This is a genomic window from Ruegeria sp. BHSA162, assembly GCF_059613385.1.
The window spans coordinates 85,214-108,209 of sequence record NZ_JBXWSK010000005.1 but is presented as its reverse complement, the minus strand read 5'-3'; the positions used below and the strand labels follow the sequence as shown (position 1 = coordinate 108,209).

The following is a 22,996-nucleotide window of genomic DNA, read 5'->3' as shown; positions in this document are numbered from 1 at the left end:
GTTCACACTGGACGTACCGCGTGTCGAACCGCTTGCGGCGGCGCAGGCTGTTCGGGTCGTCAGCCTCTTGCTCGATCGCTGTGTGCACGATCGGGTCGTACACGGTAATCACCTGACCGGCATATTCGATGGCATACGGAACAAAGACGTTGTCACCCAACGCATCCCGAATTCCGTTTGAAATCGAAGACTTACCGTTACCCGGCGGGCCGTACATTAGGATCGAGCGACCGGCGCTGACCGCAGGGCCCAGGTGGTCAAGCAGGCTGTCCGGCAGGACAAGGTGCCCCATGGCGCCGGTCAGCTGATCGCGCGTGACTTGGATGTTCCGGATCGACTGTCGTTTGACCTGCTCGCGGTAGACTTCCAGCGGAACGGGCATGGCGCCAAAGTATTCGGATTGGCTCAGCGCGTCCAACGCCCGTGCCTTGCCGGCGTCGGTCAGTTGATAGCCCATTTCGTTGCCGCTGTTGGCGTTCAATGTCCCAGTCGCCTCAAGCAGCTTCTGTTCGCGGGCGATGTCGACCAATTCCTGCGTCACCGAACTCGGCAGACAGATCGAGGCGGCGATCTCGCTCACCGTGTCCACATTCTTGCGGAAAACGGTCTTCAGAAGGATGTCCCGCATCATAACAAGCGGAAGCTGCATTTCCCCCAGACCCTTCGGGGCAGGAGGAGCCATAACGGATGAGGTCTGCATGTTCATGAGCGCGGCTCGTATATCCAGTTGTCAATCCTTGTGTCCCGAAAGGGACCACTTGCGGAAAATCTGGCGCAGCTTTGTGGCAGGACCAAGGCGCGGGCAAGGCGCAGACATGATGGTTTACGAGCCGTTAATTGCGCCCAAAATCAAATAGATGCCAAGACTCGCACCCAAGGCCAGCCCCATGGGGAATTTCTTGCCCTGATCCCAGCTTTCCCAGTTCGGAGCGATCTGGCGCAGGCGAGAGTATTTGGCCAGCCGATGGGTGGCAAACGCGGCCAGCGTCGTGACCATCAGAATCACCATCACCAGCAAGAAATCACCAACCCATACGAACGGAGCCGCAGCCGCGCAGAACTTGGCGTCGCCCGCACCCATGGCGCCTGCGGCATTGAGAAGAATGCCAAAAAACAGCACGACCACCAGATGGAACAGCTGCCAGGCATAGACCGGCAGAGAAAACTGCAAGGGCCCGATGCTGGCCCCAACCCATTCGCCCGACCAAGGTGGCAGCACAATCAGCCCGACCACCACAAAAACCAGCGCCAGAGCTGTGACCGCATGGTTCTTGATCTTCATTTCCCGCATGTCGGTGAACGCGACATAGAAACAGATGGGCAGCACAAATGGTAGAAACCACAGGGCTGCCACTGCAGGAATTGCCATGCCTTATGCTTCCTCGAGCGCGCGGAGCGACCGGACCGCTTCGTCGAAATGCTGCGGATGGGTGGCGATAGCTTCTCGGAACAGGTTCTTGGCAGTGTTGATGTCACCGCGCTTCACGGCCGAGATGCCCATCGTGTTCAAGAGTTCCGCACGTTCGGTCTGGGACATCGGGATCACCGGCATGGAATAATTCCCCTGGGCCGAGCGGGCAAGAACCAGATTGTTCTTTGCCGTGAACAGTGAACTGTCCTGTCGGATGGCTTCGGTGAACAGGCGTTCGGCCTCAGAGTATTGGCCACGGGTCAACTTGGAATACCCCCAGTTGTTCATCACGCCGGCCGGTCGTGTGGTCAGCCCGATTGCGGTTTCATAGAACTGGTCCGCACGCTTCCAATCCTTGCTGGCATCTGCCACCAAGGCTTCAAGCCGATAGCGTTTGAACGTCTCGTAGGTCGGGGGGATCTGGTCCAGCGCTGCCTTTGCCGCCTTCCAATCACCACTGCGGACCAACGAGTCCGCATAATCGACGCGATCCGCGTTCGTTGCACCGGACATCGCGGTCACGCGCTTCCAGGCAGCCGATGCTTCGGTGCTGCGCTTGGCGCGAGTCAGCGAAATGGCAAGGCCGCGCTGCAAATCGATTCGATCTGGATTCTTGCCGGCTGCTCCACGGAAATAGGTCACTGCCTCGTTCGGGTCAGCCGCATTGAGCATCACGTCGTTGAGGTTCGTCTCATCGATGACGTTCACTTCCTGGAACGTGCGTTCGACCTTTTCCTCTTCGGTTTCTTTTGCGCATGCAGACAGGATCAGCCCGCACACGACGACTGTCGGAATCAGGAATTGTTGGCGCATTTTTGCGTCCCTTACTGCTCTTGCCTCTGTTACTGGTTCTTCCGCAGCAGGAAAGCTCCGTTCCCTTGCTGCTCCAGCGTATATTCTTGTTCTTGTGGTGTATTATTAACAGGATTTTCCATTTTTGCGAGCGCTAAGCGAAGATTGTCACGGATTGCGTCACTTTCGCCATTGTCCAGCGCATAGGCCCTTTGGAAGACCTGCGCGGCCTCGGCATACTCACCTTTTTCCATCAGCAGAACGCCGAGATTGTTCCACGCAACCGACCAATCCGGGTCTTCCTCGACCGCTTGTCGCAAGAGGGGTTCGGCTTGTCCCAGCCGCCTGAGGCCGAGATTGGCGGTTCCGATCGAGGTCAGGATTTCCGGGGTCATCCCTTCCGTCAGGGCCGCGCGGGTGAACGATTCCATGGCCAGTTCGTATTCACCGGCTGCCATCAATCGGTTCCCGACAGCAATTTCGTCAATCGGCCCACCTTTGGGGTCGACGCCGGGGGCGAAAGGCCCGTTCGAAAGACTTGGGTCCGTACAAGAAGCCACCACGGCAAGAACCGCGGTGGCTATCATCAGGCGGTGGAGCCCGAAGCGGGCGCACCGGTTGCGTGAGGGCATGGGCTTATTGGCCTCTGTTACCGAACTCCATGATGCCTTTTGCCGAGGGACCGACCAGAATGATCAGCAGCGGCGGCACCGTCAGCATCATTGTGGCAAGGGTCATTTTCGTTGGCAACTTGTTCGCGGCTTCTTCGGCGCGCATGACGCGTTTGTCGCGCATCTCGCCGGCATAAACCCGCAGGGCGTCGGCAATCGACGTACCGAATGTGGCCGATTGGATCATCACCGTCACGAAAGAGCTCACATCCTGGACGCCGCACCGCGTCCCGAAATCGCGCAGAACTTGATCCTTCTCTTTGCCGGCCTTCATCTCATAGGCGACGATCTCGAATTCCTGGGCAATATCGGGGTAGGAGGCTTTCATCTCGCCGGCCACACGCACGATCGCCTGGTCCAGAGACTGACCGGCTTCCACACAGACCAGCATCAGGTCAAGCGTGTCGGGAAAGCCCGCGATAATGTTCTCCTTGCGCTCTTCGATCCGGCGCGTGATCCAGTATTTGGGGATGTAGTATCCAATGGCACCCGGTACCAGAACGCGGATCATCATTTGCTGGCCGGTGAATTCCTGCCCGTTTGAAAACACGGTCACCAGGAGAACACCCAAAACGATCCCGGTGATCCCCAACGCAAATTGCGCAAAGTGGAAGAACCGAACAGAGTCTTTCGAGCGGTAACCGGCCTGGCGCAGCTTGAGCTCCATGGCCGAGTATTCTTCTTCATCTTTCGGCTCGAGGAAGGTCGCGAACTTTTCAAGCTGTTCGTTCCGGCCGGAGTTGCGCAGCTGATCCTTCTTGCCGCGCTTTTCCTTTTTGGGTGCAGCATTTGCACGCTGCAGCTTTTTCAAGGGATCTTCCGGCTGGTTCAAGAGGATCGGAATGGTCACCAGAACCATGAACAATCCCAGCACGCCGACGACGATCAGCGGGCCGAACTCGCCCAATTGATCCGTCAGCATATCGTTGATTTGGGTCAGAAATTCCATGGTCGTGCCCTCAGACCTTGATGTTGGTGAGAATGCGCATGACGATCAGGTTCAGCGTCAGCATGATCCCCACGACAAAACAGGCAGGAATGAACCATTTGTGGTCCAGAACCGAGTCATAATACCCGGGGTCCTTGACCAGAATGAAAACCAGGCAAAACAGTGGGAACCCCGACAGGAACTTGCCCGACCACTGCGCCTCGGCCGTGATCGCCTTGACCCTGCGGAACAGACGGAACCGTGCACGGATCACCTTGGCAAGCCCATCAAGGATCTCGGCCAAGTTGCCGCCCGACTGCTGCTGGATGCCAACGGCGACCGCGAGAAAGCGCAAATCCTGCATGTCCAGACGTTCGGCCATGTCCTTCAACGCCTCGCCCACGTCACGGCCATAGGCGCATTCGTCGGCAATCACGCCGAATTCGGTCGCAAGCGGATCCTGCACCTCGTTCGCGACGATCTGGATCGTCGAAACGAAAGGGTTGCCGACCCGAAGTGAGCGCACCATCAGTTCCACTGCATCGGGCAACTGCTCCTCAAGCATGCCCATCCGCTTCTTGGCCTTGTGATTGACCCAGGCATAGACAGCGCCGACACCGATTGCGATCGACAGAGCCGCACGCAGGATGGTGTCGGTTCTGGTGCCGATGCTCAGGCCCATGAACGCGACCATGGACACCAGCGCCATGATCATGACCAGTTGCCGCGGGCTGAAGGCAATCGCCGCCTTCTGGGCCTTGTCGGCCAACAGCGAGTAGAGCGGAATGCTCTGCGACTTCATGTGCTGCTGCATTTCCTTGCGCAGCTGCTCCAGAACCTGTTCGCGCCCGACGCCTTTGTCGATCATGTCCAGACGGCGATTGACGCGGCTGTTCAGGCTGATGGATTTGCCAAAAGCCACCAGATAGATACCTTCGACCAGCGCCAGAACCCCGACGAAGATCGCGACATAGATGAGCGCCTCGGTTGGCAGTTGCATGCCCTGATCTCCTACATTGTCGTCGGTTCGTAGATCGATGCGGGCAGGTCATACCCCCACAGACGGAACCGTTCGGAATAGTGGCTGCGAACGCCGGTGGCCGTGAAATGACCAATGATCTTATTGTCGGGCGTCAGGCCAACTCGTTGGAATTTAAAGATTTCCTGCATCGAGATTACGTCACCTTCCATTCCCGTGATCTCGGTGATCGAGGTCATGCGGCGCGAACCATCCTGCAGGCGGCTGGCCTGGACGATCAGGTTCACAGCGCTTGCGATCTGGCTGCGCACGGCCTTGATCGGCATTTCGATCCCGGCCATCGCGATCATGTTTTCAAGACGCGAAATACCGTCGCGGGCCGAGTTGGCGTGGATCGTGGTCATCGAGCCGTCATGGCCAGTGTTCATGGCCTGCAGCATGTCGATCACCTCGGCGCCGCGCGTTTCGCCCACGATGATGCGGTCAGGGCGCATCCGCAGAGCGTTCTTCAGACAGTCGCGCGGGCTGACTTCGCCTTTGCCTTCCACGTTGGGCGGGCGGCTTTCCATCCGACCCACATGGGTTTGCTGCAGCTGCAGTTCCGCCGTGTCCTCGATGGTCAGAATGCGTTCTGCGTCATCGATGAAGCTGGACAGCGCGTTGAGCGTGGTCGTCTTACCCGAACCCGTACCACCAGACACGATGATGTTCAGACGAGTGGAGACGGCGGCCTGAAGATACGCGGCCATTTCCTCGGTAAACGCGCCGAAATTGACCAGGTCGTCGATGCCAAGCTTGTCTTTTTTGAATTTCCGGATGGAAACCAGGGACCCGTCCACCGCGATCGGCGGAACCATGGCGTTGAAACGTGACCCGTCGCGCAGACGGGCGTCAACATAGGGGTTGGATTCATCGACCCGGCGACCAACGGCGGACACGATCTTGTCGATGATCCGCATCAGGTGCTTTTCGTCTTTGAACGATACGTCGCTCAATTCGAGCTTGCCGAAGCGTTCAACAAAGATCTGATGCGGGCCGTTGACCAGAATATCGCTGACCGAGTCGTCTTGAAGCAGTGTTTCAAGCGGACCCAGACCGGTGACTTCGTCGTACAATTCCTTGTTCAACTGGGTCCGGTCTTCGCGATTCAGAACGATGTTCTTAGCTTCCAGAACCTCGCTCGCAATCGCGCTGATTTCGGTGCGCAGTTCGGCTTCGGCTGCGTTTTCCAGAGCCGCCAGGTTCAGGTTTTCCAGAAGTTCCCGATGCAGCTCGATCTTGATTTCACTCAGCCGTTCCTTGCGCTTGCGTTCGCGGTCGTTGCCCTTGGCTTCCGCGGCGGTTTTGGCCACCGGTTTGCGGGCAATCGCGGTGGACGGCGAGGGGGCAGCTGCCGGAGCAGCCGGGGCTTCGGCGGCCTTGGGGGCTTGTGCAGGGGTCGTAACCGGCTGCGCACCTGATGGTTTCTTGTAACGTGAGAACACGGCGGTTTCTCCCCCTAATAGCCTTTGTTATGCCGCTTCAGCGCTGTTGCTGCCGAGGCTGTGCAAGGATTGCGCCAGCTTTGCGATTTCGCGGCGAAGAGGGTTCTTGCCGGCCGAGCTGGCCAAAGGCAGACCATGGTCGCCGCTTTGCATGACCGGCTTGCCGCCGTCCGGCAGTTGCAGGTCGATCGAGATTCCCAGGCTTTCACCCATGCGCTTGACGCGGCTTTTACCGCTCAGATCCGTGAACTTGGGTGCGCGGTTCAAAGCAAAGCGAAGTTTGTTGAACGGCAATTCCTCGGCTTGAAGGGCACGTTTCAGACGCAACGCGTTCTGAGCGGACCGCATATCCAGTTCGATCAGAGCAAAATAGACATGCGCAGCCTGCAAAACGGTCTCGGACCAGTGCACCAGCGTTTTCGGCATGTCGACCACGACATAGTCGTAGTGCTTGCGGGCCATGTCGATCACCCGCTGGATGTCTTCGTGCGTGAGAATATCCAGAGGCACCATGTCGGTAGGGGCCGTCAGAACATCCAGCTTCTCGTCGAATGTCTGCAGTGCTTGCCCAAACACTTCGTCATCCATGGCCACGGTGTCCGACAGCATTTCGAACACGGTTTCACGGCGGGGCAGGTCCAGATAGGTCGAGATGGTTCCGTATTGCAAATCCAGGTCGATCAGGCAGACCTTGGGTGCATCCTTTTGCGATACGGTGGCCAATTCCCAGGCCAGGTTCACGGCCAGAGTCGTTGCACCGACACCACCGGCCAAGCCCTGAACAACAAACAAAGCGCCTTCTTTCGAAGCTCCTGCGGCCAGCGGGACGGAAACCTGTTGCGGAGTCACGACAGGTTCTGGCGCATTCATGCGGTCGATCGCTTCCTGCAGTTCGTTCTCGGGAAGAGGGTAGGGGACGAATTCATCGGCACCCTTTCGCAGCAACTGATGAAGAGCGGCGGGGGTCACGTCCTCGGCAATCAGGACGACTTTGATCTTCTTTTCCTTGGCCTGGGTGATGATCTCACCCATCAAGGTCAGATTGTCCTCGTCCTCACCGTCGATCGCGAGGGCCACGAATTGAAGAGACTCAGCTTCAGGCTGGCTGAAAAAGGCAAGGGCCTCGGCAAAGCCAAGGTCACCCCAGCGCTCGCCCAAAGCGGCTTCCATGTCCTCGATCAGCAGGTCGAAGTTCTGGACATCTCGGCTGATGGTACAGGCCAGAATGCCGGTGTCGTCGTTTTGCGGCGTTGCGCTCGTCATTAACACAATCCTCGTCGTGAGAGCGCAGCAAACGTCGATACAATACCAGTCCGTGTTTCAGCTTGCTGTCGCCCTAAGCGGTCAATTCTGGCCGCAGGTCACCCAATTGTTCACAATGTTGCGTGGAAGTGGGGCAAGAATTGGGCGCAAAAAAACCAATTGTAGGGAATTGGGCGACGATGCCGCCCAATCTCTGATTATTGTTCGCTGGTTTCGCCGATGGCCGTTTCGCGGCGCAGCTGGCTCTTGAATGTCGCGCTTTCGATGTACTCGCGATAAACGAAGTCAGCATACTTGCCGTCCAAGATGTTGGGATGGCGATCGACCAGACCCGACACCTCGGTAACGGTGCGGCGGTTGCGGCGATCCCGATTTGGCGTGGCCACCAGTGGCTGCGTTTTTCCATACGAAACAACAGCTTCCAGACGCGAGCGGGAAATACCCTGTTGCGCGAAGAAGTTGACGACCGCTTGCGCGCGGCGCAGACCCAGACTGTTGTTGTAGGACTGGGATCCGACGGCGTCGGTGTGGCCGTACACGCGGAAACGCGCTTCGGGGAACTGTTTGATCCAGTTCGCCTGATACAGCAGAATCTGGCGTGCTGCCGAGTCCAGCTGCGCGCTGTCAAACGCAAAGTTGATCTGGGTTGGAACCTCGGCAGCGAATCGCTGCGCCAGGATCTGGCCATAGGTCAACTCGCCGTTCATGACTTGGATATTGTTCAGCGTTGCGTTGCCGAATGCGCCCTGGTCCACTTCATAGCCGGCCTCACGGGTACAGCTGGCGACAGCGACTGTAAGACCCAGTGTGATGATCCACTTCTGCATTGGTCTGTCCTCCCTATCAATCCAGGACGTAGCCGTAGGAATTGCCAAAGTCCTGCTTGGCGACTTCCGATGCGGCTCCATTACCAACCCGTTCCGTCCGGGCAGTTCTGCCGTTCATGAACAGGTCGAATTCGCTGGGCGGCTTCACGCGGTCGGTCGGCAGCGCCAGGGCTTCGCCCCGGGTCGGGGAAACCAGATGCGCGGTGATGATGATCACCAGTTCGCTCTGCTCGCGCTGGTACTCCGCGCTGCGGAACAATGCACCCAGAACAGGTACGTCACCCAACCACGGGATTTGGTTGCTCAGGTCGGTAAAGTCGTCCTGAATCAGGCCGGCGATCGCAAAGCTCTCACCATCTCGCAGTTCGACCGTTGTGCTGGTCTGGCGCGTGATGAAGCTGGGGACCGTGTCACCGTTGATGGTGAAGTTCGAGCTGGTGTCGATGCTGGACACCGCTGCCGCCATCTCAAGGTTGATCAGGTCACCGTCGACGACGCGCGGAACGAAGTCGATTTCGACACCGAAAGCCTTGTATTCAATGGCAACCACACCGTCATCCTGAGGAACCGGAATCGGCACTTCACCACCGGCGAGGAAGGTTGCCTCCTGCCCGGACAATGCCGACAAGTTGGGCTCGGCCAGGCTACGGGCCAGGCCCTTGGCTTCCAGCGCTTCCAGCAGCAGCCGGACCTGGGTGGAGCCTGCGCCAAAGCCGAACAGAATCGCGCCAGTATTCGACTGAACCGCCGGGATGTTGTTGGCCAACGCGTTGCTCAGGGACAACTGGTTGTTCAGCGTGTTGATACCACCGGTCGCGTCACCGCCGGAAAAACCAAGCGAGGCGGACAGGTTCTTGGCGACCGACCGGTTCATCTCGGCAAAGCGGACTTTCAGCATGACCTGCTGTACGCCGCCGACATTCATAAGGTTCGACACACGCTCGGGAGCATAGCGCTCGGCCAGTTCCAGAGCACGTGCCAGTTTGGCTGCGCTGGAGACCGTGCCCGAGAGAACGATGCCGTCATTGGCGGTACGCACTTCGATTCGCTCATTTGGCAGAATCTGGCGCAGGCGCTCTTTGAATTCGGTCACATCGGGCGCAACGCGAACGCGGACGTTCGTGATCAGGTTTCCGGCGCCGTCAAACAATGTCAGCGTCGTCATGCCTGGTGCCTTGCCCAAGACGTAGATTGTGCGGTCCGAAAGCGACGAGATGTCCGCAATGCCGGCATTCGCGATGCTGAGCTCTGCAAACGGCTGTTCGCTTTCAACCACGATGGCGCGGTTCATGGGCACATCCAGCGTTTCCGCCGTGCCTTTTTTGACCACGCGAAGATTTTGGGCCCAGGCGGAATCGCCGACCGGGCTCAGAACTAGGGCCAACCCCAAAAGGGTCGAACCAATCAAGGAACGTATTGTCATGTGACCTGCCTCTCCGATCACCACTCTATTTTTTTGGGTCTTATGCCCTATGGTGACGAACTCTGCGCGAATTCCGGATTTATTGCAATAATCAAGGGTTTCTGGAATTTTCCTTATGTGGACAATGCGCAACAACCCAAACGAAACGAGCCGCGCATTATGCGCGGCTCGGGCATGGTAACGCTCTGAATGGGCGTCAGTTTGTGCAGGGGATCGGGGTCTCGACGATCTGGTCGCCGCGGCGAGTCCGGATGGTGCAGACCTTCTCTGCCTCTTTCTTCGGTGCGGGGGCTGCTTCTTCGATTCCCAACAGTTTGCGTTGGTCAACTTCGATCGCACTTGCGATGGTTTCATCCTGAACCCCGACCAAGGCCAGAGACAGGCGTCCGGTGTTTTGCGCCTGCGCCAGGGCCGCGATCTGTTCCGGCGTGGCGGCAACGGTGACGGTCCGTGCAATGGTCGTGCCGGTGACATCCGATCCTGCCGTCTGATCGACGGCGATCAACTCGATATTGGTCTGGATCAAGCGGGTGATTTCCCCGTTTGCCCCTTCGACCGCGCTGCGCAGCGATCCGGTCCAGTACACATCAACAACGTCGCCGGGGCGAAGAAAGCCCGAAACGCCCGAGGCAACATCAACACTGATGGCGAAAGCGCGCATACCTTTTTCAAGACGCGAGGTCAGGCCGGCCAGCTCACCCGGCCGGGTGATCTTGACCTCCATGATGGCCTCGTCCTTTTCCATGGTGCGTAGAACGAAGCGTTCATTGTTGCCGGTTTCCGGGAACAGAGCCGTCATATCGGTGAACGAACCTTCCGGAACCGCATTCTCAGGCCATTCCACGACGCGCACATCTTCTTGGGTCAGGCGCTCGCCGTATTTCAGCGGACGTTCAGATACGATCACGCCGACGGTCGGAACGACGTCGACCTTGGCGTTGGCAAGGGCCTCTTCGGCCATCTGCCGTTCACGCGCCAGGGCGTTCTGATACTCGGCAATATAGTTGCGGGCCATATAGACCGCACCGCCAGCCAGGGCGACCCCGACGATCAGGACAAGACCAAATACAGCTCGCATGCGTATACCTCTTTATTGCTCTGGCCGGACCTGTATCGGTCCGGGCAGGACATTGAAACAGCATATTTCCTAAATCGGAATTGTGTCGAAATGTGGGACAAATGGATATTTTTCGTTGTTTTATTGGCACAGAACGTTGCGAACGAGCATCTCGTGACGTGGCGTCTGCTGTATCCCAGCATGGGTTGCGCGGTGCGGAGAAGGCAGGGGGCAAACGTGAACAACCGCGCCCGGCTGGCGCGGTTGTCATGTGGCCGGTCGGCCAAGTTCCCGAAAATCAGTTGCCGCCGGATCCGTTCGATCCACCGGTGATGATCCCACCAACGGCCGTGTTGCTGTCGCCGGTGCTGATGCTGATTGCCGAGTCGGAAAGGGCCGCCTCAACATCGTCAGCCAAGCCCTCGGTCCCACCTTGGATCAAAGCGTAGGCAATCGCTGCCAGGCCGGTGACGGCTGCGGTCAGGACCACCCAGTCGACGGTGATCGCACCGCTATCATCTTTTTTGAAGTTCCTGATGAACTTGATCATTTCGCGTCCCTCCTGACAGAGTGATTCCGCCCAGTTCCGGTTTCTGATGGCGACCAGAATTCTCGCGGGCACCTAAATACTAGTTATCAAAGACTTAAACGCGGTCTCCGTGGCGGAAATTGGGCCAAACGTGGGCCATGCTTGGCCCGGCACCCGAAATCCGATGCGCAGCGTCTGTCTTGCTTAAAAGGAAAAGGCCGCGCCCTCAGGCGCGGCCTTGTATCCCGATTGGGATGAAGTCAGCTTAGTTGCTGCCAGCGGTGGTGATACCACCAGCTGCCGTGTTCGAACCGGTGCTGATCGTTGCGCTGGTCAGGGCGCTGGAAACGTCGGTTGCCAGGCCGGTCGCGCCGCCTTCGATCTGCTGGTAAGCAACGGCTGCCAGGCCAACAACGGCTGCGGTCAGAACGACCCAGTCAACAGTTACGGCGCCGTCTTCGTCTTTGCGGAAGTTCTTGATGAACTTGATCATGTTACGTCCCTCCTAAAGGATCAAAAAGTCAATAAAACCTCGGGGTCTTTCAGAGCTTCATCTCTCAGTCGGCTCATGACCGTCTCGGTATGGCACTATGTTTGCCCCTCGTGCGTGGCAGGAATTGGGCCAAACAACGAATTTTTTGCCTCAGGCTTAACTTTTTGGTCACAAATATGTTAACTCATTGAAATAAATAATAAAAAATTTTCCACACCAACCCGCCACGCTGTTTCGGCGGTGCAAAATTGCGCCAAATGAGGCAAAACCGCCCCAATTCGCTTTGTTTTTCTGGCCTTGCGGGAAGATTCGCGTATCAAATCAACTCAAAAGAACAGATGAGGCAGGCAGAAATGATTTTCCGGGACGCACTGACATGCGCCGGCGTTTTGGCGTTGCTGGTTGCCGTGGCGGCTCCGGCACCTGCTGCGGATATCGAGCCACGCGGCGTTTACAAACGGATCAAGGCTCCCAAAGCGGGGGAACGCCCGCGAGTGACGGTACAGATCAGTCCGCAAGAACACGCATCAACACCTTCAGCGCCCAGCACGGGTCCCGATTTGGTCGTGCCCGATATCATAGCCCGGACCAAAGTCCCTCCGGCGGCCTTTCCGGACATAATGAAGAAAAAGACCCCCGTGGGCGCGTACAAGGCGTTCTGGGACAAGGTATCGCCAGATATGACCCGAGCCGGCCCAGGCCGCCTTGACGAAGCCCTGCAGGCTTTGGCGACGACCCAGATTTCATCTCCGCGGCTGCAGAACCTTCAGAAGATCGTCGAGCAGCGCGGGGTCGATATTCTCCGTACGACTGTAGGAACAAAAGTGTCGCCAGCGCTGGTCCTTGCGGTCATGTCCGTTGAATCAGGTGGTCGCCCCACTGCCGTCAGCTCCGCTGGAGCACAGGGTTTGATGCAACTGATGCCTGCCACGGCCAAGCGGTTCGGCGTGACCGACAGCATGTTGCCGGAACAGAATATCGCCGGCGGCGTGAAATACCTGGACTGGCTGATGGGTGAGTTCAACGACGACCCGATTCTCGTCCTGGCGGGATACAACGCCGGTGAAGGCGCGGTGCGAAAGCACAATGGCGTTCCGCCTTATGCTGAAACGCGCGACTATGTCCCCAAGGTTCTTGCCGCCTTCCAGGTGGCCCGAGCGTTGTGTGCCACTCCGCCTATGCTGATTTCCGACGGGTGCGTCTTTCAGTCCATGAATTAAAAAAGGCCCGCCGATTGGCGGGCCTTTCGGTTTCTCTGTTTGCTCAGAAGTCAGCCGGCGATGGTCGCCTCAGTCGCCGCGCGCATCTCTTCTTCGCTGACGCCATCGGCCAGTTCGACGATCTTCAACCCGCCTTCGACCACGTCCAGCACGCCCAGGTTGGTGATGATGCGGTCAACCACGCCCTTGCCGGTCAGCGGCAGGGTGCATTCCTTCAGCACCTTGCTGTCGCCGTGCTTGTTGGTGTGGTCCATCACCACGATGACCCGTCCGACCCCGGCCACCAGGTCCATGGCGCCGCCCATGCCCTTGACCAGCTTGCCCGGAATCATCCAGTTGGCCAGATCGCCTTTCTCGTCGACCTCCATCGCGCCAAGGATCGCCGCCGCAATCTTGCCGCCGCGGATCATGGCAAAGGACGTGGCGCTGTCGAAATAGGCGGTGCGGGGCAGTTCGGTGATGGTCTGCTTGCCGGCGTTGATCAGGTCGGGGTCCTCTTCGCCCTCATAGGGGAAGGGGCCCATGCCCAGCATGCCGTTTTCCGATTGCAGGGTGATGTCCTTGTCGCCCACATAGTTCGCCACCAGCGTCGGAATCCCGATGCCGAGGTTCACATACATGCCGTCTTCCAGTTCCTCGGCCGCACGCGCGGCCATCTGATTGCGGTCCCAGGGCATTACGCTTCCTCCTTCTTGCGGGTGGTGCGCTGTTCGATGCGCTTCTCGTGCTGACCTTGAATGACCCGGTGCACATAGATGCCGGGCAGGTGGATGCAGTCGGGGTCCAGCGAACCGCGCGGCACGATCTCTTCGACCTCGGCCACACAGATCTTACCGCAGGTCGCGGCCGGCACGTTGAAGTTGCGGGCGGTCTTGCGGAACACCAGGTTGCCGGTGTCGTCGGCCTTCCATGCCTTGACGATGGCCAGATCGGCAAAGATCCCTTCCTCGAGGATGTAGGTCTCGCCGTTGAACTCCTTGTGCTCTTTGCCCTCGGCGATCACGGTGCCGACGCCGGTCTTGGTGTAGAAGCCCGGGATGCCCGCGCCGCCGGCGCGCATGCGCTCGGCCAGGGTGCCTTGCGGGGTGAATTCCAGCTCAAGCTCGCCCGACAGGTACTGGCGCATGAACTCGGCGTTCTCGCCGACATACGAGCTGATCATCTTCTTGACCTGCCGCGTCTGCAGCAGGATGCCGATGCCGAAGTCGTCGACGCCTGCGTTGTTCGAGGCAAAGGTCAGATCCTTCACGTCAGATTCCTTGATCGCCTGCAGCAGCAATTCGGGAATGCCGCACAGGCCGAACCCGCCGGCCGCGATCAGCATGCCATCCCGAAGTATCCCATCGAGGGCCTCGGTGGCATTGGCATAGACTTTCTTCATGGAAAACTCCCCCAATGACATGGTGATGGGCAGGTTGTGCCGCCACGTCATTGGGAAGTCAATGAAACCTGCGGGCGGGTGGTATTTCTACCTAACCGCCCGCGGGGGCCGGGATCAGCCGGCTTTCTTCTTGGTGGCTTTCTTCTTGGGCGCGGCCTTTTTGCGGGTGCCTTTCTTGGCCGCCTTCTCATTGACAAGTTCCACCGCCATTTCGGGCGTCACGTCCTCGGGCTTGATGTCCTTGGGCAGGGTCGCGTTGATCTTTTCCCACTTCACATAAGGCCCATAGCGCCCGTCCAGAACCTGGATCGCGCCGCCGTCGGGATGCTCGCCCAGTTCCTTCAGCGGTTTGGCCGCAGTCCGTCCGCGCCGCCCGGGATTGGCGCGTTTTTCCGCCAACAGTTCGACGGCGCGGTTCATGCCGATCTCGAACACGTCGTTGGGATCCTTGAGGTTGGCATAGACCGGCTTTGCCTCATCCGGCGGCTGATGCATGATATAGGGACCGAAGCGCCCGAAATTGGCGCTGATCATACCGCCCTCGGGGTGTTCGCCAATCTCGCGCGGCAGACTCAGAAGGGTCAGCGCCTTCTCAAGGTCCATGTCATCCTTGCTCCAACCCTTGGGCAAAGAGGCGCGCGGCGGTTTCTTGTTCTCGGGCGTGGCTTCGCCGCGCTGGACATAGGGGCCGAAGCGTCCGGATTTCAGCCAGATCTCATCCTCGCCATCCATGCCCAGCATGCGTTCCTCGCCCTCGGCGCCTTCACCGGCGATGGGGCGGGTATAGGTGCATTCGGGATAGTTCCCGCAGCCCACGAATCCGCCGGTCCGCGAGGTTTTCAGGTGCAGCCGTCCGACCCCGCATTTGGGGCAGATGCGCGGATCCGAGCCATCCTCGCGCGGGGGGTACAACTGCGGGGCCAGTGCCTCGTCCAGCTTGTCGAGCACTTCCGAAATCCGCAGCTCTGACGTCTCGGCGATCACGGCCGAGAAATCGCGCCAGAACTTGGAAAGCAGGTCCTTGTAGTCGCGGGCGCCGGCGCTCACCTCGTCCAGCTGCTCTTCGAGGTTGGCAGTGAATTCGTATCCCACATACTGGCGGAAGAAATTCAGCAAGAAGATCGTGACGATCCGGCCCTTTTCCTCGGGGATCAGGCGGTTCTTGTCCTTGCGGACGTAACCGCGGTCCTGAATCGTGGTGACGATCGAGGCATAGGTCGAGGGTCGCCCGATGCCCAACTCCTCCATCCGTTTGACCAGGGTCGCCTCGGTATAGCGCGGCGGCGGCTGGGTGTGGTGTTGCAGCGCCAGAACCGCCTGGTTTTCCGACAGGATGGCCTTCTTGTCCGCGCCGTCGGCGGTGGCCTTGTCAAACTGATCCTTCAGCGTGGTCTTGGCAAAGCGCGCCGGATCACCCTGCATGATCTGGGGCAGGCGCTTGTCATCTTCGTCCTCGACATCGTCGCGGCCTTCCTCGTAGACGCGCATGAATCCGTCGAACAGCACGACCTGACCGGTGGCGCGCAGCCCCACCTGACCGTCATCGCTGCCGATTTCGACGGTCGTGCGTTCCAGCCGCGCAGCGGCCATCTGGCAGGCGATCGTACGTTTCCAGATCAGATCGTACAGCTTGCGCTGATCGTCATCCGACAGTTTCAGGGCGGCCGCATCCTTGGTCATGTCCGTGGGCCGGATGCATTCGTGCGCTTCCTGCGCATTCTTGGCCTTGTTCTTGTACATGCGCGGGCTGTCCGGCACGTATTCGGTACCGAACCGGTCCTTGATCGCGTCCCGCGTGGCGGCGACGGCCTCGGGGGCCATGTCGATGCCGTCGGTTCGCATGTATGTTATGTGCCCGGCCTCATACAAACGCTGCGCCACCTGCATCGCGTGGCGGGCGCCCATGCCGAATTTGCGGCTGGCTTCCTGCTGCAGGGTCGAGGTCATGAACGGGGCGCTGGGATTGCGCGCGGCTGGCTTCGCTTCGACCGAGGTCACGCTCAGCGCGCGGCTGGTGATGGCCTGCACCGCCAGTTCGGCCTGGGTGGCGTTGGCGATGTCATGCTTGTCCAGCTTCTTGCCGGCCAGCGTGACCAGCCGCGCCTCATAGGTCTGGCCGCGCGGCGTTTCGAACAGCGCCTTTACCGACCAGTATTCGACGGGTTTGAACGCCTCGATCTCCATCTCGCGCTCGACGATCAGGCGCAGGCAGACCGATTGCACGCGGCCGGCCGATTTCGCGCCGGGCAGCTTGCGCCACAGAACCGGCGACAGGTTGAAGCCGACCAGGTAATCCAATGCGCGCCGGGCCAGATACGCCTCGACCAGCGGCATGTCCACCTCGCGCGGGTTCTGCATGGCCTTGGTCACCGCATCCTTGGTGATGGCGTTGAACGTCACGCGGCTGACGGCCGTGTCCTTCTTGATCGAGCGGCGTTTGGTCAGCGCCTCCTGCAGGTGCCAACTGATCGCCTCGCCCTCGCGGTCGGGGTCGGTGGCAAGGATCAGCGCGTTGTCGTCCTTGAGTGCGTCGGCGATGGCCTTGACGTGTTTGCGGCTGTCCGTGCCGACCTCCCAAGTCATCGAAAACTCGTGGTCGGGATCCACCGATCCATCCTTCGGAGGAAGGTCGCGAACATGGCCGTACGAGGCCAGGACCGTGTAGTCGGGGCCAAGGTATTTATTGATCGTTTTTGCTTTGGCCGGGGATTCTACAACAACTACAGGCATTTAGTTAAAAACCTCGCTCGACGGATTGGGCGCCTTCTATGGCCGTGCAAAATGTGTAGGGCAAGATGGATTTGTCAATGCACAGTCTGAAAGGCCCGAAATCCGGCCTAATTGAGACCGTTTGCCCGGGTTGGAACCACCTCGGCAGATCAGACGGCGAGGCTCAGCAACCCGCCCGGCTGGCGACGGATCAATCCATCCAGCTCCAGATCGGTCAAAGCGGGGCCGATCACACTGGCAGGCGCATCGACATCCCGGATCAACTGGTCCTCGGCCAAGGGCGAAGGCCCCAATCGTTCCAGGATTCGGGCGTGGAGCGTCTCGGGATGAGTGATTGTCTGCGCGACGGGCGCCGTGTCGGGGGCAGGTTCGGGCGCTCTGCGCGGCTGCGGTGGCAGGGCGTCGATTACATCCTGCACGCAGCGGACAAGTGTGGCGCCTTCGCGGATCAGAAGATTGCAGCCGGCGGCGCGGGCGTCGAACGGATGGCCGGGCACGGCAAGAACCTCGCGTCCCTGGTCCAGTGCGTCGCGCGCCGTGATGAGGCTGCCGGACTTGGCGGCAGCCTCGACGACGACGACGGCCTGAGACAGACCCGATATGATCCGGTTGCGGCGAGGAAAGTGGCGGGCCTGCGGGGTCACGCCCAGTGGTTGTTCGGAGATGCGCAATCCTCTGGTCGCGATGTCGCGCGCCAGTTCCTTGTTTTCCGCCGGATAGACGATGTCGACGCCACCTGCCATGACCGCAACGGTTCCCGTTTGCAGCGTGGCCAGATGCGCGGCAGTGTCGACACCGCGGGCCATGCCGGAGACGACTACATATCCACTCTCACCCAACCCCCCTGCCAGAGCCCGCGCCATCCTGGTTCCCAAGGACGAACAGTTGCGGGCACCAACAAGCGAGATCATAGGGCGCTGAAGCATCGAAACGTCGCCTATTGCCCAAAGCATAGGAGGGGCATCGTTCAGATCGGTCAGTGCCATTGGATAGTCGGCGGCCCCAAGGCACAAAAGCCGCGCTTTGGCGGTTTTTGCGGCCTTGAGTTCCGCCTCGATGACGCCGGGCGGGCATATTTCATACCCTTCAATTCCGGCAGCGCGTGCCAATTCCGGCAACGCGGCCAGCGCATTCTGCGCCGAGCCATGTTCGTGCATCAGGCGCCGGAACGTTGCCGGGCCAACCTTGCGCGAGCGCAACAGGCGAAGCCAGGAAAACCGGTCCTCTTCCGTGGTGGGTGGGAGTGGGGGGTGATTGGAAGAAAGCTGCTCTTCGGTCATCCGTCGCTCCGCCTGATTGCAGAACTGGTTTACGGCGTGACGGGTTAACAGCTTGTGAATCGCAGAAAATTTTAGCGTGTTCCAGTGTGGGTTTCGCGGAACGGGCGCGCAAATATTTGAAAGTAATAACTTTTCTCAGGCCGCCTATTTCGATGCGCTACGGTTCATTCCTTTTGTGGCCGGCAGCACGGATTAACCATGATGCCGGCCGAAGGCGCGCGATTCGCATCAGGCGGCCGATCCTCCGACCGTCAGCCCCTCCATCAGCACTGTGGGTTGACCCACACCCACGGGCACCCACTGACCGTCCTTGCCGCAGGTTCCCAGGCCGGGATCCAGGGCCATGTCGTTGCCCAGACCCCGGATACGTTTCAACGCTGAAGGACCGTCGCCGATCAGCGTTGCGCCCTTGACCGGCGCGCCGATTTTGCCGTTCACGACCCGGTAGGCCTCGGTACAGCTGAACACGAATTTGCCGTTGGTGATGTCGACCTGGCCGCCGCCGAAACCCACGGCCCAGATACCGTCCTTGATCTCGGCCACCAGATCCGCCGGGTTGGCATCGCCGCCCAGCATGATCGTGTTGGTCATGCGTGGCATCGGTTTGTGCGCATAGCTTTGCCGGCGCCCGTTGCCGGTGGGGGACACGCCCATCAGGCGCGCATTCTGCCGGTCCTGCATGTAGCCAGTCAGGATGCCGTCTTCGATCAGCACGGTGCGCGAGCTCGGTGTCCCCTCGTCATCCACGGTGATCGATCCGCGACGATCCGGGATCGTCCCGTCATCCACCACGGTCACGCCCTTGGAGGCGATCCGCTGCCCCATCAGCCCGGCAAAGGCCGAACTCCCCTTGCGGTTAAAGTCTCCTTCCAACCCATGCCCGATGGCCTCGTGCAGCAGGATGCCGGGCCAGCCGGGGCCCAGTGCGACTTCCATCACGCCGGCCGGAGCGGCAACGGCGTCAAGGTTGACCAAAGCAATGCGCAGCGCCTCTCGGACCTTGTCCTGCCAATCGGACGGGTCAATCAGGCCGTCCAGACCAACGCGGCCACCACCTCCGGCCGATCCGCTTTCGCGCCGGCCGTTCTGTTCGACGATGACCGACACGTTCAGGCGGGTCATCGGACGAACGTCGCGTACCATGGTGCCATCGGGGCGGAGTATCTCGACCTCTTGCACGGACGCGGCGATCACGGCGCTGACTTGAACCACCCTGGGGTCCAGATCGCGCGCAAATCCGTCGATTTCGCGCAGAGTCTCGACCTTGACCGGAAAGCTGGCGGATTCGATCGGGTCTGCATCCGTATAAAGCTGTTTGTTTGTGCGCCTTGGCGCGTCGGCCAAAGTGCCTCCTCCGTCACCAACCGCCAGCCGGGCGGTTTCCGCAGCACGTTTCAGCGAGGGCATTGATACATCTGTCGAGTGGGCATAACCGGCCACATCACCCTGCACGGCACGCAGCCCGAATCCCTCGGACGCATCGTAAGATGCGGTGCGCAGGCGTCCATCGTCAAATGCAAGTGTTTCGGATTTCCGACGCTCTACAAACAGCTCGCCGTCTTCGGCCCCGGCGGTGGCCGAGCGCAGTACGGCCAGTGCCTCGTCATGCGGCAATGCGGTCTCGAACGGGCGAAACGGGGCTTGAGTCATGGGTTGCGGCCTTTCGCGTTTGATCCAGATCAAAAATAGCGTCTGTTTGACGCAAGCATTTTGCTTTATCTACCTCCCGGAATATGGTTTTTAACGCGGCCAAAGACAACGGGAGAGGTGTGACCGATTCACACCTGTTCGCCAGAGACGCAAAGATCAAACGATCAGGACAGAAAATGAAGAATGCTTTGATGCTTTCGGGGGTGTTCGCAGCCCTCTCCAGCCTTCCCGCCATGGCTCAGGATCTTGAGATCATCGGCAAGCCGGTCGACGGCGGCATGGGCTTCCAGCCGGCGGCCACCAGCCTGGCCGAAGGGATTCACCGCCTTGATGGTATGATTCTGGTTATCATCACTGCGATCTGTCTGCTGGTCGCAGGCCTGCTGGTATACTGCATCGTGCGCTACAACCAGCGTGTAAACCCGACCCCGGCGCGGTTCTCGCACTACACCCCGGTCGAAATTGCCTGGACCATCGGCCCGATCCTGATCCTGGTCTTCATCGGTGCGTTCTCGCTGCCGGTGCTGTTCAAACAGCAGGAAATCCCCGAGGGTGATGTCGTCATCAAGGTGACCGGCAACCAGTGGTACTGGACCTATGAGTATGTCGATCACAACTTTGCGTTCGACAGCTACCTGCTGGGTCACCCGGCCACCCTGGACGAAGGTGCACGCCCCGCCGATGCGGATGTGACCCCGTTCGTTCTGGACGATGCGATGCGCGCCAAGCTGGCCGATGCCGGCTACAGCGAGGATGAGTGGCTGCTGGCCACCGACACCGCCGTCGTGGTTCCCGTCAACAAGGTGGTTGTGATGCAGGTCACCGCGGCCGACGTGATCCACTCGTGGACGATCCCCGCGTTTGGCGTCAAACAGGACGGCGTTCCGGGCCGTCTGGCCGAGCTGTGGTTCCAGGCCGACAAGGAAGGCATCTACTTCGGGCAGTGCTCCGAGCTGTGCGGCAAGGACCACGCCTACATGCCGATTACCGTCAAAGTCGTCAGCGAAGAAGCCTATCAGGAATGGCTGCAGGGCGCGTTGGACGAATACGCCGGCCAGCCGGCGTCGTTCCAGATCGCCTCGAACTGACGATCCCGGGGCCTGAGGCCCGATCGAAACCAGGGACAGGCTGCGCGGGTTTCGCGCAGCTTTCGCACCACAAGGACCTGACATGACCGACGCGAGCATCAATGCCAGCACACTTGCCGCACAATCCCGTGCGGACGAGGCCGGCTTTGGCGACTATTTCGCCCTGCTCAAGCCGCGGGTGATGTCGCTTGTCGTATTCACCGCGTTGGTGGGTCTGCTGGCCGCCCCTGTGCCGGTACATCCGTTCGTCGGCTTTTGCGCCATCCTGTTCATCGCCATAGGTGGCGGCGCCTCGGGCGCGTTGAACATGTGGTGGGACGCGGATATCGACAAGGTTATGAAGCGCACCAAGGGCCGTCCGATCCCGTCGGGCAAGGTCGAGCCCGGCGAGGCGATGGCACTGGGCCTGGCCCTGTCGGGTCTGTCGGTGATCATGCTGGGCTTGGCGACCAACTGGTTCGCGGGCGCGTTTCTGGCCTTTACCATCTTTTTCTATGTCGTGATCTACACGATGTGGCTCAAGCGCCTGACGCCGCAGAACATCGTGATCGGAGGCGCCGCGGGCGCTTTCCCGCCGGTAATCGGCTGGGTTGCAGCGACGGGTTCGATGACGCTCGAGCCGTGGCTGATGTTTGCCCTGACCTTCATGTGGACCCCGCCGCATTTCTGGGCGCTGGCGCTGTTCATGCGCTCGGATTATGACGACGCCGGCGTGCCGATGCTGACCGTAACGCATGGACGCCGCGCCACGCGGACCCATATTCTGGTCTATAGCGCATTGCTGGCTCTGCTGGCCGTGGGCACGGCGTTCTCGGGCATCGGTGGGCCGATTTACCTCGCTGTTGCCGTGGTGTTGAACGCTCTGTTCCTGCGGGGGGCATGGGCCATCTCGCGCCGCACCGAAGACGACGCGGAGGCGGACAATTTCAAGGTCGAGCGCAGCTTTTTCAAGCTGTCGCTGCTGTACCTGTTCCTGCATTTCGGCGCGATCCTCGCCGAGGCGCTGCTGAAACCCTACGGGTTGGGAGGCTGGTCATGAGCCTGCGCAAAAGCCATGAGCTGCACCAGCGTCGCTTCGGCCGCAACCTGGGTGTCGGGCTGACGTTGGCGGCGTTCATCGTGATCATCTTCGGCCTGACCATCGTCAAGGTCTCGGGCAGCGATTTCGGCGTGCCCAGCGAGGAGGTTCAGAACTGATGGCTTTGAGCGGACCGCAGAAGACCGTTGCACAGACCGTTGGTCTGGTTGTTCTGATGGGCAGCCTGGCCTGGGCGGCCGTGCCGTTCTACGACTGGTTCTGTCGGGTCACCGGGTTCGGGGGCACCACCGGCGTTGCCGAGGCCACGCCCGACGATATCCTCGACCGGGTGGTGACCGTTCGCTTCGACGCCTCCAAGGCCAAGGACATGCCGTGGGAATTCAAACCCGTCGAGCGAGAGATGAAGGTGCGTATCGGTGAGACCGGTCTGGCCTTTTACGAAGCATACAATCCGACCGACAAGCCGGTTGCGGGACAGGCATCGTACAACGTGACGCCCTATTCCGCCGGCGGATACTTCCAGAAGATCGCATGTTTCTGTTTTGAGGAGCAGGTTCTGGAGCCCGGCGAACGCGTCGAGATGCCCGTAACTTTCTTCGTCGACCCCGAAATGGTGGAAGACCCCGAAGCACAGTATGTTCATACGATCACGCTGTCGTATACATTCTATGAAATAGACCTGCCCGAGGGCTATGCCGCCCTGGATGCGCAGGCAGAAACAAACACGAACTAACGCCTGTAGGTGAGGGAC

General features: G+C 59.8%; 22 protein-coding genes and 1 pseudogene. 5 read left to right on the top strand and 18 right to left on the bottom strand.

The window, feature by feature from the left end; all coding sequences use genetic code 11:
* From AC2FM5_RS03440 to AC2FM5_RS03380, 13 genes and pseudogenes are all read right to left on the bottom strand, one after another.
* A pseudogene (locus AC2FM5_RS03440) lies at positions 1-706 on the bottom strand (ATPase); the annotation flags it as partial.
* A 117-nt stretch (positions 707-823) separates the two neighbouring features.
* Positions 824-1,369 carry a prepilin peptidase gene (locus AC2FM5_RS03435; RefSeq protein WP_170368829.1) on the bottom strand — a complete coding sequence of 182 codons (546 nt, stop codon included), beginning with the start codon at positions 1,367-1,369 and terminating at the stop codon, positions 824-826.
* Positions 1,370-1,372: 3 nt separating this feature from the next.
* On the bottom strand, positions 1,373-2,224 hold the full coding sequence (locus AC2FM5_RS03430) for a tetratricopeptide repeat protein (RefSeq protein ID WP_170358176.1): 852 nt from the start codon (positions 2,222-2,224) through the stop codon (positions 1,373-1,375).
* 29 nt (positions 2,225-2,253) lie between these two features.
* Positions 2,254-2,835: a tetratricopeptide repeat protein gene (locus AC2FM5_RS03425; protein ID WP_170337528.1), complete on the bottom strand. Its 582-nt coding sequence runs from the start codon at positions 2,833-2,835 to the stop codon at positions 2,254-2,256.
* A gap of 4 nt (positions 2,836-2,839) precedes the next feature.
* The gene (locus AC2FM5_RS03420; protein ID WP_093962760.1) at positions 2,840-3,823 is read right to left on the bottom strand and encodes a type II secretion system F family protein; all 984 of its coding nucleotides are present in this window, start codon (positions 3,821-3,823) and stop codon (positions 2,840-2,842) included.
* A gap of 10 nt (positions 3,824-3,833) precedes the next feature.
* Positions 3,834-4,802 (bottom strand): type II secretion system F family protein, encoded by a 969-nt coding sequence (locus AC2FM5_RS03415; RefSeq protein WP_170362931.1) that lies wholly within the window; start codon positions 4,800-4,802, stop codon positions 3,834-3,836.
* 11 nt (positions 4,803-4,813) lie between these two features.
* A complete protein-coding gene (locus tag AC2FM5_RS03410) occupies positions 4,814-6,265 on the bottom strand; it encodes a TadA family conjugal transfer-associated ATPase (protein ID WP_170337913.1) in 1,452 nt (483 codons plus the stop codon).
* 27 nt (positions 6,266-6,292) lie between these two features.
* Positions 6,293-7,528, bottom strand: a complete 1,236-nt coding sequence (locus tag AC2FM5_RS03405; protein WP_496733903.1) for a CpaE/TadZ family protein — start codon at positions 7,526-7,528, stop codon at positions 6,293-6,295.
* Positions 7,529-7,725: 197 nt separating this feature from the next.
* The gene (locus tag AC2FM5_RS03400; RefSeq protein ID WP_170358185.1) at positions 7,726-8,355 is read right to left on the bottom strand and encodes an OmpA family protein; all 630 of its coding nucleotides are present in this window, start codon (positions 8,353-8,355) and stop codon (positions 7,726-7,728) included.
* A gap of 16 nt (positions 8,356-8,371) precedes the next feature.
* Positions 8,372-9,778 (bottom strand): type II and III secretion system protein family protein, encoded by a 1,407-nt coding sequence (locus AC2FM5_RS03395; protein ID WP_093963039.1) that lies wholly within the window; start codon positions 9,776-9,778, stop codon positions 8,372-8,374.
* Between the two features lie 196 nt (positions 9,779-9,974).
* The gene (gene cpaB / locus AC2FM5_RS03390) at positions 9,975-10,856 is read right to left on the bottom strand and encodes a Flp pilus assembly protein CpaB (RefSeq protein WP_170337530.1); all 882 of its coding nucleotides are present in this window, start codon (positions 10,854-10,856) and stop codon (positions 9,975-9,977) included.
* 277 nt (positions 10,857-11,133) lie between these two features.
* Positions 11,134-11,385: a hypothetical protein gene (locus AC2FM5_RS03385; RefSeq protein WP_170337531.1), complete on the bottom strand. Its 252-nt coding sequence runs from the start codon at positions 11,383-11,385 to the stop codon at positions 11,134-11,136.
* 244 nt (positions 11,386-11,629) lie between these two features.
* Entirely contained in the window at positions 11,630-11,857 is a 228-nt protein-coding gene (locus tag AC2FM5_RS03380) for a Flp family type IVb pilin (RefSeq protein WP_170358189.1), read from the bottom strand.
* Between the two features lie 353 nt (positions 11,858-12,210).
* Between AC2FM5_RS03380 and AC2FM5_RS03375 the strand changes: the two genes are divergently transcribed.
* The gene (locus AC2FM5_RS03375; protein ID WP_496733915.1) at positions 12,211-13,077 is read left to right on the top strand and encodes a lytic transglycosylase domain-containing protein; all 867 of its coding nucleotides are present in this window, start codon (positions 12,211-12,213) and stop codon (positions 13,075-13,077) included.
* A gap of 50 nt (positions 13,078-13,127) precedes the next feature.
* Here the strand turns inward: AC2FM5_RS03375 and AC2FM5_RS03370 are convergent, their stop codons facing one another.
* The 5 genes from AC2FM5_RS03370 to tldD form a co-directional block, all read right to left on the bottom strand.
* Entirely contained in the window at positions 13,128-13,754 is a 627-nt protein-coding gene (locus AC2FM5_RS03370; RefSeq protein WP_170358191.1) for a CoA transferase subunit B, read from the bottom strand.
* Positions 13,754-14,458, bottom strand: coding sequence for a CoA transferase subunit A (locus AC2FM5_RS03365; protein ID WP_496733899.1), 705 nt, complete (start codon positions 14,456-14,458; stop codon positions 13,754-13,756). The genes AC2FM5_RS03370 and AC2FM5_RS03365 overlap by 1 nt, the downstream gene beginning before the upstream one ends.
* 114 nt (positions 14,459-14,572) lie before the next feature.
* Positions 14,573-17,188: a type I DNA topoisomerase gene (gene topA / locus AC2FM5_RS03360; RefSeq protein ID WP_496733896.1), complete on the bottom strand. Its 2,616-nt coding sequence runs from the start codon at positions 17,186-17,188 to the stop codon at positions 14,573-14,575.
* Between the two features lie 149 nt (positions 17,189-17,337).
* Positions 17,338-18,468: a DNA-processing protein DprA gene (gene dprA, locus AC2FM5_RS03355; RefSeq protein WP_496733894.1), complete on the bottom strand. Its 1,131-nt coding sequence runs from the start codon at positions 18,466-18,468 to the stop codon at positions 17,338-17,340.
* A gap of 228 nt (positions 18,469-18,696) precedes the next feature.
* Positions 18,697-20,118, bottom strand: a complete 1,422-nt coding sequence (gene tldD / locus AC2FM5_RS03350) for a metalloprotease TldD (protein ID WP_170443515.1) — start codon at positions 20,116-20,118, stop codon at positions 18,697-18,699.
* 176 nt (positions 20,119-20,294) lie between these two features.
* Between tldD and coxB the strand changes: the two genes are divergently transcribed.
* From coxB to AC2FM5_RS03330, 4 genes are all read left to right on the top strand, one after another.
* Positions 20,295-21,206 carry a cytochrome c oxidase subunit II gene (gene coxB, locus AC2FM5_RS03345; RefSeq protein WP_170358200.1) on the top strand — a complete coding sequence of 304 codons (912 nt, stop codon included), beginning with the start codon at positions 20,295-20,297 and terminating at the stop codon, positions 21,204-21,206.
* 82 nt (positions 21,207-21,288) lie between these two features.
* Positions 21,289-22,245, top strand: a complete 957-nt coding sequence (cyoE, locus tag AC2FM5_RS03340) for a heme o synthase (RefSeq protein ID WP_496733890.1) — start codon at positions 21,289-21,291, stop codon at positions 22,243-22,245.
* A complete protein-coding gene (locus AC2FM5_RS03335) occupies positions 22,242-22,403 on the top strand; it encodes a cytochrome c oxidase system small membrane protein (protein ID WP_170337538.1) in 162 nt (53 codons plus the stop codon). The genes cyoE and AC2FM5_RS03335 overlap by 4 nt, the downstream gene beginning before the upstream one ends.
* Positions 22,403-22,978 (top strand): cytochrome c oxidase assembly protein, encoded by a 576-nt coding sequence (locus tag AC2FM5_RS03330; RefSeq protein WP_093962748.1) that lies wholly within the window; start codon positions 22,403-22,405, stop codon positions 22,976-22,978. The genes AC2FM5_RS03335 and AC2FM5_RS03330 overlap by 1 nt, the downstream gene beginning before the upstream one ends.
* Positions 22,979-22,996 lie beyond the last annotated feature (18 nt).